Raw genomic sequence first — 14,153 nt, 5'->3', positions numbered from 1 at the left:
CTTAGTTTAATATTTTTACTTTAATTGTTTTTCTTCCCCAACGATAGGCATCTGATTTAGACGGGAAGAATACATCAATTTTGTTCCCTTTGATTGCTCCACCCGTATCTGCAGCTACGGCATAGCCATAGCCTTCTACATATACCTTTGTTCCTAAAGGAATAACAGAAGGGTCTACTGCAATCACCTTAACATTCGGATTTGATTTCAGATTGATTCCTGTAGCTGTATAGCCTGAGCATCCGTTACATGATGCAGTGTAAGCTGTAGAGCTCACATAAAACTCTCTTCCTCCACTTGGAGCAGCTGAGGCTGAGGCAGATGAATTAGAAGATGAACTTCCACGGGAAACTTGAGCCACTAAAACCTTCGTTCCGACATTAACGATTTTATCCTGGCTTTCTTTCACTACCTTTTCACTAACTAACTTCCTGGAAACCTCTTTGCCGTTCTCTTTCACAACTTCAAATTTCTTTTCAATCAAGCCGTTTTTACCTTCTTGAACGACCTTCTCTTTTCCTTTTGAAAGATCGGAATCCTTTTTGGAAATAACGGTGAAATCCTTTGTCTCTTCCACTACATCGGTGACTTTTTCAACTCGAACGACATTTACGACATCATTTGCTTTAACAACTTTGTCTAAACTTGGTTCAACACGGTCTGATTTCTTTAGTGTAATTCCTTGTTGCTTTAAAAAGTCAGCGACCGTAGTCGAAGTAGACCATACCTTTTGTTCTTTTCCACCGTTCACTAGCTTAAGTGAAAATGCGGTATCAATCTTGACATTCATATTCCCTGTTACTTTTTCTGATAAGCCGGGTTGGACCTTATCATGCTCTCCTACTTTAATTTCATTTTCAGAGAGTAACTCTTTTACTGTATCAGCAGTCGTCCAGACCTTTTTCGTCTGATCCCCTACTACTACTTCTACCTGTTTTGCCGGTTCCCAAACAATGTTCATGTTATTTGAGACCTTCGTATTCCCCGAGGGGTACAAATAGTCTTCTGAGCGGGTTGAAATCTCTAATTCTTTTAATATATCTTGAATAGTATTTGCATGCGTCCTAATCTCTTTTTGCTCGCCGTCTAGGGTCAATGCCACAGTGTTTTTAGATCCTTCATAAAAAAGAATTCCGAATACAGCTGCAGATGTTACCAATGTTCCGATTGTAACAATCCATTTCCTTCGACTCAAAGACTTGGAAAACAGGCTTTTCATGGTTTTAAACTTCATGAAAAACGCCTCCTTTTCTCGGAGTGATTATATAGAGTAATCCAGTGACTGTCAACCCTTACTTCTTTTAACTTAATCTAGCAAAATATTGAAACCCAGGGAACATAAAACATATTATGCATAAAAGAAGAGAAAAAGAAAAGAGAGAGTTATCGACATGATTATCCTATGAAACAAGAATCCTATGTAGAACTTTTTGTTTTTATTAACTATTTGGACAAGCTCTCTCAATTCTCGACAATATCTGATGTCAGATTATGTTGAATAACTTTTTTGCATTTTCGGTTGTTTTGTTCTCTACTTCTTCTAATGATACTTCCTTAAGCTCCGCGATCTGTTCTGCTACCATCTTTACGTATGCAGGTTCATTTCGCTTCCCTCTGTTCGGGTGAGGTGCTAAATAAGGACAGTCTGTTTCGATCAGAAGCTTTTCCAATGGAATTTCTTTTGCTACTTCTTTTGGCTTTTTCGCATTTTTAAAGGTTACGGGACCTCCCAGAGAAATGTAGAAATTCATATCCACACATTCTTGAGCAATTTCAGGACTTCCGCTGAAGCAATGCATGATCCCTCCAACTTCCTCTGCTCCTTCTTCCCTGAGGATATCCACTATATCTTGTGTAGCATCACGGTTGTGTATAATTATTGGGAGTTTTACCTTTTTAGCTAAATGGATCTGTTTTCGAAACACTTCTTTTTGAACATCTTTCGGTGATTTATCCCAGTGATAATCGAGTCCCATTTCCCCTATGGCAACTACTTTAGGGTGGTTGGAGAGCTCTTCTATCCAAGCTAAATCTTCATCCTTCATATCAATTGCATCCACTGGGTGCCAACCGATGCTGGCATATAAAAATTCATATTGCTCAATGAGCTCCATCGCCCGGTTAATCGTTGGCCGATCAAAGCCGACGACCACCATCTTTTCAACTCCAGCTTCTCTTGCTCTTGAAATTACCTCCTCCAGATCTTCGTCAAATTGTTCAGCATTCAAATGAACATGTGTATCAAATAGCATGTAAGACACTCCTTGTAATAAAGATAAGTTTAATATAAAAAAGCATGACAAGCATCACATTCATGTAACATTCATATTACATATTATGGTTTCTATGGATATTTTTTATGACTTCTGTTTCATTCGCAGGTACTCTTCATTCTATCTACTTTCGTCACAGAACCAAAACAATCTGTTTCTTTCTATATTATTGTTTTCTAAATATAGTAATGAGTTTAATAAATACCTAATATGACAAATTTCATTCCATATATTCATTATTTTAATATAATAAAGGGATGTTCCACGTGGAACATCCCTTTATCGACAAAAGCATAAAAACCTTACTTATTTTACTTTTGTTCCATTTGGTAAAGACTGGTCGATGGAAGCAAGAGACAGTGTTCCATTTTCTTCACCGGCAAGAATCATTCCTTGTGAAAGTTCTCCACGCAGTTTTACTGGCTTCAAGTTTGTCACACAGATCACTTTTTTCCCAACCAGTTCGTCCGGTTGATAGAATTTAGCAATTCCTGACACAACTTGTCGTTTTTCAAAGCCAAGATCCAATTGCAGCTTAAGCAGTTTATCCGCTTTTTTAACCGGCTCAGCTCCTATGACCTCCGCTACGCGAAGATCAACTTTCATGAAATCATCGATTCCGATTTCCTCTGACTCTTCTTTAGCAGGCTCCTTCTTTTCTTCAACAGCTGGAGCAGATCCTTGCATTTTCTCTTTGATGAAGTTTACCTCTTCCTGAAGTTCAAGTCGCGGGAAGATCGGTTCCCCTTTTTTCACTACTTCAGTTCCTACTGGAATAGCTCCAAAACTCTCCAAGCTTTCCCATGTGTGCATTTTTTCATCATGAAGGTTCAATTGTTCAAAAATCTTTTTAGGAGTTCTCGTTAAGAATGGTTGTAAAAGAACAGCGACTCTTCGTAATGATTCAGCTAAATGACTCATCACACTGCCGAGCTCTTCTTTTCTGCTTTCGTCTTTAGCAAGTGCCCAAGGCTGAGTTTCATCAATATATTTATTCGTACGGCTGATTAACTGCCATAGACTGGACAAAGCTACAGAAAACTCCATGTTTTCCATTGCTTCTTCATATTTATTCACTGTTTCTTTGTTCATATCCAGGAGGGCTTGATCGAATTCACCGTTAGAATCAACATAGGCTGGAATGACTCCATCAAAATATTTATTGATCATGGCCACTGTACGATTTAACAGGTTTCCTAAGTCATTTGCTAAGTCGAAGTTGATGCGTTCAACAAATCCTTCTGGCGTAAAGACTCCATCAGAACCGAATGGCACTTCTCTTAATAGGTAGTAACGAAGAGAATCAAGGCCGTAGCGATCAATAAGGGTAACAGGATCAACTACATTCCCTTTAGATTTAGACATTTTCCCGTCTTTCATCAGAAGCCACCCATGAGCGAAAACCTTCTTAGGAAGCGGAAGATTTAATGCCATTAACATGATCGGCCAATAAATCGTATGGAAACGAACAATTTCCTTCCCGACCAAGTGAACATCCGCTGGCCAGTACTTTAAGTAATTTTTATCTTTTTCACTGCCGTAGCCAAGGGCTGTAATATAGTTGGAAAGGGCATCGATCCACACGTAAATGACATGCTTGGGATCTCCCGGTACTTTCACTCCCCAGTCGAAGGTTGTTCTTGAAACAGCCAAGTCTTCTAAACCAGGTTTGATGAAGTTATTCACCATCTCATTCTTACGGGACTCAGGCTGAATGAACTCAGGGTTTTCTTCATAGTAAGCAAGGAGGCGGTCAGCGTACTTGCTCATTTTGAAAAAGTACGATTCTTCCTTCACTTTTTCAACAGGTCTACCGCAATCAGGACAGTTTCCGTTTTCCAATTGACGCTCAGTAAAGAAGGATTCACATGGTGTACAATACCAGCCTTCATACTGGTCCAAGTAAATATCACCTTGTTCGACAAGCTGATGGAAGATCTTTTCCACAATATCCTTATGACGCTTCTCAGTCGTACGGATAAAGTCATCATATGAAATATCCAATTTCCCCCATAGATCTTTAATTCCACGAACGATCCCGTCTACATATTCTTGTGGAGTAATCCCCTCATCCTGGGCTTTACGTTGAATTTTCTGTCCATGCTCGTCCGTTCCTGTCAGGTACATGACATCGAATCCACGCATTCTCTTATAACGGGCCATCGCATCACCAGCTACCGTGGTGTAAGCATGTCCAATATGTAAATTTCCACTTGGATAATAAATCGGTGTTGTTATATAGAAGGTGTTCAACTTTTCTTCCACTTTCTGTTCCTCCCTTTTTTATCTACCCCCATAAAGCCATATGGGCATCCGTATGGTTTATAGTGGCATAATTGTTACGTACATCCATTATCTGCGTCTCACCTATCATCTTAACCTCTTATCTCATCAAAATATACCTAAAATATAGGGTTTCTGCAACTAAACAATGTTGAATATTGATTTTGTCGAAACACATGCGGGTTTTTGTCTAAATTTGTCGAATGTATACATACCATAAAGATAATTCGACATTTCTCACTTGCATTACTTTCGTTACAATAATATTCAATTGGTAATACAATTTTTTACAACAAAGCGTAAAGCTTATTATAACAGCTTTTTTTTATCCATTTTTTCTTAAAAATTTACAGATATAATTATTGACGATATTCCTAAACGTTGGTATGATAGAAGCAACAAAAGAAATTTGTCGAATATTGACGAACTAGAGAGAGATATAAATATCTTATATTTGGAGGAGATTTTTAAATGAAGTCTACAGGTATTGTAAGAAAAGTTGATGAATTAGGTCGTGTCGTTATTCCAATCGAATTACGTCGTACATTAGGTATTGCTGAGAAAGATGCTTTGGAAATCTATGTAGATGACGAAAGAATCATTTTAAAGAAATATAAGCCAAGCATGACTTGCCAAATCACTGGTGAAGTTTCTGATGACAACATCAAGCTTGCTAACGGTAAATTGGTTCTTAGCCGTGAAGGTGCAGATCAATTACTTAAAGAAATCCAGGATTCACTACAAACAAAATAATTTGTTGTTAATATACCAAAGGCCTGAGTGACTAGACTCAGGCCTTTTTTTATGGATCTATTCGTAAAGTTTGTTGCTATTGTAGAGGAGAAAGTAATTGTTGATTTCCGCTCCGGGATGCTCGCTTTCCGCGGGGCTGGCGGTGAGCCTCCTCGGCAAGCCTCCGGGGACTCACCTGTCCAGCTATTCCCGCAGGAGTCGAGCATCCTTCCGCTCCAATCAACTTTCTAAGCATGAATCCTTAATAGAAATCAATCATAACAAGAATTTTAGCAAGCAATCTCATTTAAGGTAAAAGAGATTGAATTTCATTTTAAGGAAGAAGGATTATTTTTTCTCGTAACATTGTTTTCTTGCACACCTTGAAGCTCTGTCATGAAAATACTGTTTAAGATGGTGAGGGGAACTGCGCAGACTCCGGCGGATTTTGGACGTGCCGAGACCCCGTTCGGCTAAGCTGAGGAGGTTCGGCCGAACGCTAGCTGCAAGCAGAGCAGTTTCCCTCACCATCCAGCATAAACCTGGTTGATAGAGCCCTGGCAGATTCTATGCTAGAAAACAACAATCTTTGCGAAAAGAGCCTTTTTTATTTATTGATTCTGCCTCTCTGCACTTTTCTATTCAACATGATAAGCTTGATATACTTCCCGTTTTGGAAGGGATCGTTCTTTAGAGACTTGTTTGATGGCTTCTTTGGAGGACATGCTTTTTTCATTTACATAGTGTTGAACATGTTCCTGGAGGGAGTAGCTGCTCCACCAGACGTCTTCCTCTTCTTTCTCCAACGGACCTGCTCCCTCAATCAATAAGCAGAATTCGCCTCGTACTTCTCCATCGTTTGCCCATTCCATTACTTCTTCCAGGGATCCACGGATGAATTCCTCGAATTTCTTCGTGAGCTCACGACAAACAACGATTTGTCTATTTCCCAAAGCTCCATATAGCTCTTTTAATGTTTCTTTTAATCTGTGTGGTGATTCATAAAGGATAAATGTATCTTCCAGCGTTTTAAGTGTAGCCAGTTCCGCTCTTTTGTCTTTCTTCCCTCTATGTAAAAACCCATAGAAATAAAATGGCTGCGGAGCCAATCCTGAAGCGATCAAAGCCGTAAGAGCTGCATTAGCTCCCGGTAGTGGAATAACAGCAATTTCGTGATGGATTGCTTCTTTCACCAGTTCGTATCCCGGATCTGAGATGGATGGCATACCTGCATCACTTACAAGGGCAATGAGCTCGCCTCTTTTCATTCGTTCAATCAGCTTCGGTCCGCTCGTTTCTTTATTATGCTCATGATAACTAATGATAGGCGTGTCAATTTCAAAGTAATTACATAGTTTTTTCGTATTTCTTGTATCTTCAGCAGCAATCACTGCCGCTTCCTTCATCATGCGGATTGCTCGAAACGTCATATCCTCTAAATTCCCGATTGGTGTAGGGACAAGATACAAGCTTCCTTTGTCACTATCTTGAAAGCTTTTTTGCTGGTTCATTGAATCGCTCACCTTCTCATTTCCTTAGTCCTTATCTTCATTCTTTCCAAACAGCATATCATATACTTCCCTTGAGTATTTGTTTTGTTCGTCATACACATAAAGGGGAGGAAGAATTTTCAGGTCCGGTTTCCCATCTTTTATTCCTTCTATTAAGATGGTGTTGGCTTCTCTTCCCGGCTTCGGATATACAAAGCGCAATCGTTTCGGCTCGAGACGATGCTTCCTCATCAACGATAGGATGTCCATCAATCGACCCGGACGATGGACGAAGGAAGCCTTTCCCCCTTGCTTCAGGAGATAGCTTGAAGCTTTGATGGTATCCTCAAGAGAACATAAGATTTCATGACGGGCAATCGCATAGTGCTCGTTTACGTTTCTTTTATCCCCGGGTGGAGTATTAAAGTATGGAGGATTACAGGTTACGACATCATAATGGGAATGATGAAGAAGCTGATCAATTTCCTTCACATCCCCCAGCTTCATGGATATTTGATTTTGACGGCCATTATACTCGATACTTCTTTGTGCCATATCAAATAGTCTTTCCTGAATCTCCACCCCCGTAATTTCAACGTTGGTTCTTGCACTTAGTAATAAGGGGATGATGCCGTTACCCGAACATAGATCAACCACTTTCCCTTTGTGAATCGGTAAATAGCTGAAATGGGCCAATAGGACCGCATCTGTTGAAAAGGAAAAAACAGATGGACTTTGAATGATCCTCATGTTTTCGGCCAATAAATAATCTAAACGTTCATCTTCTTTTAACTCAACCATGCCTTACCTCCTTCTTTTCTTCTATTATATGTTGTTTCGCTTTACGATTTGTCCGGCTCCGGCAGCTAGTCCCTCTAAACTATTCCAATAAAAAGGACCAATCCCACTACACATGGATCAGCCCTTTTTACTCTGTATTCAGTTCAAAAGAATGAAGTGCACCTTTATTTCTTATTTAAGAAAGAAAGGCAGAACAAGCAGTCTTCATCCTTCCGTGGACTTCCGAAGTGTATATTACAAATATGAAATCCTTCCTGGTATAATCGAGCAAGGTTGTCATACCCTTCTCCAATATCCAGTGTTTTATCTTCTAAGTCTGACTCACTCGTTGTACCCGCATCGCTGTTTGTTTGTACCTTTTTTGGTGAGTTCTCTGTTTGTTCCAGTCTACGGCGCAAATGCTCATTTTCAAGCTTCAGAGAGTTATTCTCTTCTAACATTTCAGCTAGGCATTGTTTGAGCTCACCTAATTGATGATATAAATGACCAATTTGTTGTTCCATGTTACTGACTGAATCAAAGAACTCTTTTTTATCCACGACACTACACCCCGTTACTCTGTGGCTTGGAATGATACGGCACCCGCGTTCATAATTTCATCTAATGTGAATTCCAGAACCCGCTCTTCTTCTTTAATTTCCACTTGAAGAATACGTTCCAGAATATTAAGACCTACCACTTTTCCTTTTCCATGAGGTGTCTTAATCACTTCTCCGATATCAGGTAATTCTTCTTTTGCTGCTTCATACTCATCGTTCTCGTATTTCAGACAGCACATTAAACGTCCGCATAAACCTGAAATCTTCGTTGGATTAAGGGATAGATTCTGATCCTTCGCCATCTTAATGGATACCGGTTCAAAATCTCCTAAAAAGGTTGAACAACATAGCATGCGGCCACAAGGACCAATACCACCCAGCATTTTCGCCTCGTCTCGAACGCCAATCTGACGAAGTTCTATGCGGGTACGGAAAATGGAAGCTAGATCTTTTACTAGCTCTCGGAAATCAACTCGTCCATCAGCCGTAAAATAGAATATGACTTTATTTCGATCAAATGTATATTCTACATCTACCAATTTCATATCTAATTGATGCTGATTAATTTTATCACAACATACATTGTAGGCTTCCGTTGCAGATGATTTATTCTCATCTACGATTAAACGATCTTTTTGATCAGCGATACGAATCACTTTTTTCAATGGAAGCACTACATCATTTTCTCCTACTTGCTTTCTCTCTACGACTACTTTTCCAAATTCGACCCCGCGAACCGTTTCAACTATCACATAGCAATCTTTCTGAATATCCAATTCACCCGGATCGAAATAATAGATTTTACCCGCTTTTTTAAAGCGTACTCCTACAACATCGTACAAAGGACCATCACCCCTGCAGTTTTAGCATAAGCTGTTCTACTAGCAGCTGCGAATTCATATTGGCGTTTAACTTGCGTTTTGCTTCAAGTATCGCCGTCATATTAGTAGAAAGACGATTGGTAGATACTTGAAGTGCGTTTGATTTCCAGTTTTCCTTTTGGTCCGGGTACACGAGCTGTTCTTCTTTTCCTAACTGGATATGAAGTAAGTCTTTATATATTAGAAGTAAAAGATCTAATGCTCGATCGACTTGATCTTTTTCTTTGAAGTGCTGTACAAAATCCTCTTGTATTTTGACCATTGCTTGGAAGGGACTTTTCTGGAGGACTTCATATAATTTTAACACTATTATTCTTGCTTGTGCAAACCACTCATTTTGACATATTTCTACAGCTTCCTCATAATGGTTCGTCAAGTTGGATGCAAGGGTTGCTAAATGAGGCTGAACCCCCTCTTCCAATAATTGTTTTGTCAGCTGTTCTTTCGGCAACGGTTTAAAGGAAATCGTCTGGCACCTGGAAAGAATAGTAGGCAAAATCCGATGAATATTTTCTGTGATAAGAATCGCCGTTGTATCTGCTAATGGCTCTTCAAGAAACTTAAGCAGGCTATTAGCTGCATTGGCCGTCATCTTATCTCCATGAACGATAATGTAGATTTTCTTCTTGGATTCTACACCGGTTTTCGAAAATTCTTCTTGTAAACTTTTAATCTGATCCTTCTTGATTGAAAGACCGTCCGGCTCAACGACATGCAGATCCGGGTGGTTCCCATGATTAATCCTTTTACAGTTAGAGCAGCTTTCACAAGCCTTTCCATCCACGCGGTTTACGCATAGCAATGCTTTTGCAAACAGGATGCTCATTTCTTTCTTCCGTGTCCCTTTTTCACCCTCAAATAAATAAGCATGAGCGACACGATCCTTCACAATACTGTTTTGAAGCATCTGAAGAACGACGGGCTGAAATGGTTGTATCTCTTCAAACAACATGTCTTAACATCACTCTCTTACATATAAAGATTAATAAGCAATCCTTTTATTTCACCTATTTTCCCTAATATATCAATGGACTTCTTTTCTTTATCTAATACATCTTCCGTCAGTTCAACAAGTTGTTGATCGATGGTTTCTACTATATTGAGCTTTCTGCCCTCGCCATACTGATTCCATGTATGAGATTGCTTCAGATCCATTCCGAAATCTACGGCCTCACGCACAAATTTCTTGACCAATGTTTTATATTTAGCAAGATCTTTAAAGGATCTTGATTTGGCTAAACGACTGCCGGCATTTTCTATTGTGACAAGCAGCTTATTGAGCTGATCCATCTGCATTTTCTGATCGTGCTTGTGAATAAGCTGCCCGAATTTAACATGACCTGTGCTGTTAGACTTCTGGTCTTTTGCTACTTTATCTAAGGACACTCGATGGTCTTGGGTAATTTTCATAGGTTAAACCCCACTTTAAAACTGATGGAATTGCTCTACAGGAAGAACGAACACGGTCGCTCCACCAACGGCTACTTCAACAGGGTAAGGCACGTAAGAATCTGCATTTCCACCCATAGGGGATACAGGAGCCACCATCTGATCACGTGACTGACAGTTTTCTTTAATAACCTGTAACGCTTTATCTACACGAATATCTTCAGTACCAATAATGAACGTGGTATTTCCAGACTTCAAAAACCCGCCTGTACTTGCTAATTTCGTCGAACGAAAATTATGTTCCATCAGGGCATTAGACAAACGATTGCTATCTTTATCTTGAACAACTGCCATAATTACCTTCATAAATCAATTCCTCCGTTATAAAGCCATTTACTTCCTTCTATTATATCATTGAACAAGATCTACATACATGTTTCATCTAAAAAAGAGACGGACTTCTTAGCACCAATTTTTGCTTAGAATTCCGCCTTTCCCTTTTCACTAAACTTACTTGTTTAAGTAATCGGTCACGATACCATATGCATCACCAAATACAGCTTCTTTGCTTTGGCTGGCATCGATGACTTGTATACGATCAGGATATTGTTTTATTAACTTCTGATACCCTTCCCGGACGCGGGTATGGAAATCGACCGATTCCAGATCTAACCGGTTCACTTCTCTTCCATTGTGTTTCGCAATTCTCTTTAACCCTTCTTCGGGCTCGATATCAAAATACAAGGTAAGATCAGGCATCTTATCCTCAATCGCAAATTGATTGATGTTCATGACCTCTTCCATACCGATTCCACGCGCATTCCCTTGATACGCAAGAGAACTATCAATAAAACGATCACAAATCACAATCTTCCCTTCATCGAGTGCGGGAATCACTTTTTCCACCAAATGCTGTCGTCTCGCTGCAGCATACAAAAGAGCTTCCGTCCGTTTATCCATTTCCGTGTTCTTTGTATTTAATATCACTTCTCTAATCTGTTCAGCAATCGAAATGCCTCCAGGCTCCCTCGTCTGAATGACATCGAATCCTTCTTGTACTAATTGATTATATAACTCAGTTAATATAGTTGATTTCCCGGCTCCCTCAGGACCTTCAACTGTAATAAACAATCCTTTTGACATGTCTTTCCCTCCACTTGCTTAGCGGTACACAAACACACGGTTTTCATCTAAGCGGTGATGACCTTGTATATTCGCCTTATTCTTTACATACTCTGTTAAACGCGCAATGGCATGAGAGGTAATTCGTTCCCCTTGGATCAACATAGGAATTCCTGGTGGATAAGGAGTGACCATTCCTGCAGAAATTTCTCCTTCTGCCTCCTCAAGGGCAACGAGAATTTCAGCTTTATCCTCCATCTCTTCAAAGCTTAATGCCAAGGTAGTAAAATAATTCTCATCGCTATTTGAACGATTTATTCCATGATTCGTTATCTTTTCTATTATCGGTGCATTCCCTAATGCCTTACTCATTCGACTGATTGCTTCTTTATAAGGAAAAGAACGATCTTTCTTCAGTAACGGAAGAACCAATAGTACATAAGCAGGGTCTGCAAGCTCCGAGTAAATCCCTTCTGACTCTAATAACTGTTGAAGAGAATACCCCGACCTTCCCTCTAGCTGAATGACAAGCTTTAGTGGGTCATGAGCCCGGTTTACAATGAGCTGAGGGTGAATCCCATCTAACGCTTGTACAAACTCATTGACCCTTTTAATATTTTGATCCATATCCTCTTTAGTAAAGGTTCCGACATAGGATCTGGCATAATCCAGGGATGCCATAATCGGATAAGATGGACTACTTGATTGTAGCATAGTTAAATACTCTCTTACCTTACGTTCAATCACTCTGTCACTTGCAATATGTAAATAAGAACCCATCGTCATGGCAGGGAGCATTTTATGGGCCGAATGGACGACAATATCTGCTCCAAGTTCAATTGCAGACTTTGGAAAGGGTGTGCCCAATGAAAAATGAGCTCCATGTGCCTCATCAATGATACACGTCACATCATGTTTATGTAATTCCTCAATTATCTGATCGATATTATAGGTGAACCCATAATAAGTCGGATAGGTAAGGACACACGCCTTCACATGAGGAAATGCCTTCAATGCTTCCTTCAAAGCGTCTAGATTAATACCAAGAGCAATCCCCTCGTCGTTCCACTCTGTTTCTATTAATATAGGAACCGCCTTCGCAAGCTTGATTCCGTTTAGTACTGACTTATGACAATTCCTTTGAACAAAAATGGGATCTCCAGGTGAACATGAAGCAAGAATTGCAGCGATATTCCCTACTGTACTCCCATTCACTAAAAAATAACTCTTCAACGTTCCATATACATCCGACAACAAGTCCTCAGCTTCACGTATTGCCTCATGTGGATCATGTAAATCATCCAATCCGCTTAATTCAGTAACATCAGATTGATAAAATGGATCATCATTCAACAATAAACCATTTTTATGACCCGGCACATGAAAAGAGATAGGCTTTGCAGACCGGTGCTTCTCTATCGCCTCAATAAGCGGGGTTCTCGTATGATCTCGTTTCATTCTCTAAATCTCCTCAAAACAAATATCCACTCATATCGTATCACAACCATGCTGTTCGTTGCGTCAAGGAACAAGGAAAACTTTTTAAAGTACAACGCTTTGCACGTAAGCTATTAATATCAAAAAAAATCATAACCAAGGATACTTCCTGGTTATGAATAGATTTGAGGAGTATTCACTTTTTTTAATCTTTGAACAAACGTTTTATACAAAGGATCGTTGGTTTCTGTCTGAACCATTTCTTTCTCACATTCTGTGCAGATAAACGATGTGTATAGATGGATTCCAACCTTCTTTTCAACGTGACAAACGATACACTCTTCTAAAGCCGCCTTACGCTCCGGATTTAACATAGGGCTCTCCACCTCCATACAACCTATTCTGCCTCAAAACCTCAAATTGTATACATTATTTCAAACTTTTAAACTGACAGAATAATCAAGTGTAATTTATCTTATGTTACAATCGCCCTGTCTGTGTATGTCTCTATAAAAAAGATTGTGGAAAAAATACTGGGAAGGTTTAGGTTGGTATAGATCTTTTATGGAGAAAGGGGGTGCTGTGGGGCAAAGTTAGTTTAAAAGAAGAGTAGATAATGGTGGGATATTGATTATTCATTTTGGGATTTGGAAAGTGAATCATTCATGTGGATGTGCCGGGAATGTGCGGATAGAAAGCTGTAAAACTTGTAAAATGGTATAAAATAAGTTGTTTTCGTGTGAAAACGTAACCAAACTTGGAAGATTGCCTCTTTTTATCGGTACTAGTACGGTTTGTTTAGGTATGGCTGTGTCTTGATTTGTGGTAATTGCGTCGTTTTAACCATTATTGCGTCATTATCATACTTTTTTGCGTCATTATTTTATTTTATGCGTCGTTTTCGGACATTATTGCGTCACTTTTTCGTTTTATGCATCTTTTACCAATTGTTACCTAAATCCTCGGAGTAATTACCCGCTGAATTAGATTATCCGCTCAGCTGTATAGAGAATGGATGTTCAATCCACAATCTCAAAAATTCAAACGACAAAAAAAGAGTAACTCCTAAGAGCTACCCTTTTTTCATATTTGCCTGGCGACGTCCTACTCTCACAGGGGGAGATCCCCCAACTACCATCGGCGCTGAAGAGCTTAACTTCCGTGTTCGGCATGGGAACGGGTGTGACCTCTTCGCCATTGTCACCA

14 protein-coding genes and 1 rRNA gene are annotated in these 14,153 nt (G+C 39.6%); 1 reads left to right on the top strand and 14 read right to left on the bottom strand.

Annotated features, from left to right (window positions below):
* Position 1: 1 nt before the first annotated feature.
* The 3 genes from ACFQWC_RS22635 to metG all read right to left on the bottom strand — a co-directional run bounded on the left by ACFQWC_RS22635 (position 2) and on the right by metG (position 4,538).
* Positions 2-1,234 (bottom strand): G5 and 3D domain-containing protein, encoded by a 1,233-nt coding sequence (locus tag ACFQWC_RS22635; protein WP_299746400.1) that lies wholly within the window; start codon positions 1,232-1,234, stop codon positions 2-4.
* A 250-nt stretch (positions 1,235-1,484) separates the two neighbouring features.
* Positions 1,485-2,252, bottom strand: a complete 768-nt coding sequence (locus tag ACFQWC_RS22630) for a TatD family hydrolase (protein WP_377109136.1) — start codon at positions 2,250-2,252, stop codon at positions 1,485-1,487.
* A 327-nt stretch (positions 2,253-2,579) separates the two neighbouring features.
* Positions 2,580-4,538, bottom strand: coding sequence for a methionine--tRNA ligase (gene metG / locus ACFQWC_RS22625; RefSeq protein ID WP_377109134.1), 1,959 nt, complete (start codon positions 4,536-4,538; stop codon positions 2,580-2,582).
* Between the two features lie 489 nt (positions 4,539-5,027).
* Between metG and ACFQWC_RS22620 the strand changes: the two genes are divergently transcribed.
* Positions 5,028-5,309, top strand: a complete 282-nt coding sequence (locus ACFQWC_RS22620; protein ID WP_044340639.1) for a transition state genes transcriptional regulator AbrB — start codon at positions 5,028-5,030, stop codon at positions 5,307-5,309.
* A 617-nt stretch (positions 5,310-5,926) separates the two neighbouring features.
* On the opposite strand, the gene rsmI is transcribed toward ACFQWC_RS22620, so the two are convergent.
* The 11 genes from rsmI to rrf form a co-directional block, all read right to left on the bottom strand.
* Positions 5,927-6,799, bottom strand: coding sequence for a 16S rRNA (cytidine(1402)-2'-O)-methyltransferase (rsmI, locus tag ACFQWC_RS22615; protein ID WP_299746414.1), 873 nt, complete (start codon positions 6,797-6,799; stop codon positions 5,927-5,929).
* Between the two features lie 24 nt (positions 6,800-6,823).
* The gene (locus ACFQWC_RS22610) at positions 6,824-7,579 is read right to left on the bottom strand and encodes a tRNA1(Val) (adenine(37)-N6)-methyltransferase (RefSeq protein WP_299746417.1); all 756 of its coding nucleotides are present in this window, start codon (positions 7,577-7,579) and stop codon (positions 6,824-6,826) included.
* Positions 7,580-7,743: 164 nt separating this feature from the next.
* Positions 7,744-8,118, bottom strand: coding sequence for a DNA replication initiation control protein YabA (gene yabA / locus ACFQWC_RS22605; RefSeq protein ID WP_299746420.1), 375 nt, complete (start codon positions 8,116-8,118; stop codon positions 7,744-7,746).
* A 14-nt stretch (positions 8,119-8,132) separates the two neighbouring features.
* Positions 8,133-8,960, bottom strand: coding sequence for a PSP1 domain-containing protein (locus ACFQWC_RS22600; protein WP_299746423.1), 828 nt, complete (start codon positions 8,958-8,960; stop codon positions 8,133-8,135).
* Between the two features lie 7 nt (positions 8,961-8,967).
* Positions 8,968-9,951 (bottom strand): DNA polymerase III subunit delta', encoded by a 984-nt coding sequence (gene holB, locus ACFQWC_RS22595; protein WP_044340644.1) that lies wholly within the window; start codon positions 9,949-9,951, stop codon positions 8,968-8,970.
* A gap of 17 nt (positions 9,952-9,968) precedes the next feature.
* A complete protein-coding gene (locus ACFQWC_RS22590) occupies positions 9,969-10,409 on the bottom strand; it encodes a YaaR family protein (protein WP_299746427.1) in 441 nt (146 codons plus the stop codon).
* Positions 10,410-10,424: 15 nt separating this feature from the next.
* Complete coding sequence (locus ACFQWC_RS22585; RefSeq protein WP_044340646.1) at positions 10,425-10,754, bottom strand: cyclic-di-AMP receptor; 330 nt, start codon at positions 10,752-10,754, stop codon at positions 10,425-10,427.
* Positions 10,755-10,898: 144 nt separating this feature from the next.
* A complete protein-coding gene (tmk, locus tag ACFQWC_RS22580; protein ID WP_377109130.1) occupies positions 10,899-11,531 on the bottom strand; it encodes a dTMP kinase in 633 nt (210 codons plus the stop codon).
* Positions 11,532-11,549: 18 nt separating this feature from the next.
* Complete coding sequence (locus tag ACFQWC_RS22575) at positions 11,550-12,968, bottom strand: aminotransferase class I/II-fold pyridoxal phosphate-dependent enzyme (RefSeq protein ID WP_377109128.1); 1,419 nt, start codon at positions 12,966-12,968, stop codon at positions 11,550-11,552.
* 152 nt (positions 12,969-13,120) lie between these two features.
* On the bottom strand, positions 13,121-13,321 hold the full coding sequence (locus ACFQWC_RS22570) for a sigma factor G inhibitor Gin (protein ID WP_262481870.1): 201 nt from the start codon (positions 13,319-13,321) through the stop codon (positions 13,121-13,123).
* Positions 13,322-14,038: 717 nt separating this feature from the next.
* Positions 14,039-14,153 (bottom strand): 5S ribosomal RNA (gene rrf, locus ACFQWC_RS22565); the annotation flags it as partial.

This window comes from Rossellomorea sp. GCM10028870, assembly GCF_042666755.1.
In the GTDB taxonomy this organism is placed as follows: Bacteria; Bacillota; Bacilli; order Bacillales; family Bacillaceae_B; genus Rossellomorea.
Note: the sequence above shows the minus strand (reverse complement) of the source record. Positions and strands in the feature narration are given on the sequence as shown.

Excerpts from the sequence above, each read along its gene's own strand:
- ACFQWC_RS22635 (WP_299746400.1), bottom strand. The coding sequence starts at position 1,234 with ATGAAGTTTAAAACCATGAAAAGCCTGTTTTCCAAGTCTTTGAGTCGA.
- ACFQWC_RS22590 (WP_299746427.1), bottom strand. The coding sequence starts at position 10,409 with ATGAAAATTACCCAAGACCATCGAGTGTCCTTAGATAAAGTAGCAAAA.
- tmk (WP_377109130.1), bottom strand. The coding sequence starts at position 11,531 with ATGTCAAAAGGATTGTTTATTACAGTTGAAGGTCCTGAGGGAGCCGGG.
- ACFQWC_RS22630 (WP_377109136.1), bottom strand. The coding sequence starts at position 2,252 with ATGCTATTTGATACACATGTTCATTTGAATGCTGAACAATTTGACGAA.
- ACFQWC_RS22610 (WP_299746417.1), bottom strand. The coding sequence starts at position 7,579 with ATGGTTGAGTTAAAAGAAGATGAACGTTTAGATTATTTATTGGCCGAA.
- ACFQWC_RS22620 (WP_044340639.1), top strand. The coding sequence starts at position 5,028 with ATGAAGTCTACAGGTATTGTAAGAAAAGTTGATGAATTAGGTCGTGTC.
- ACFQWC_RS22585 (WP_044340646.1), bottom strand. The coding sequence starts at position 10,754 with ATGAAGGTAATTATGGCAGTTGTTCAAGATAAAGATAGCAATCGTTTG.
- rsmI (WP_299746414.1), bottom strand. The coding sequence starts at position 6,799 with ATGAACCAGCAAAAAAGCTTTCAAGATAGTGACAAAGGAAGCTTGTAT.
- holB (WP_044340644.1), bottom strand. The coding sequence starts at position 9,951 with ATGTTGTTTGAAGAGATACAACCATTTCAGCCCGTCGTTCTTCAGATG.
- ACFQWC_RS22575 (WP_377109128.1), bottom strand. The coding sequence starts at position 12,968 with ATGAAACGAGATCATACGAGAACCCCGCTTATTGAGGCGATAGAGAAG.
- ACFQWC_RS22570 (WP_262481870.1), bottom strand. The coding sequence starts at position 13,321 with ATGTTAAATCCGGAGCGTAAGGCGGCTTTAGAAGAGTGTATCGTTTGT.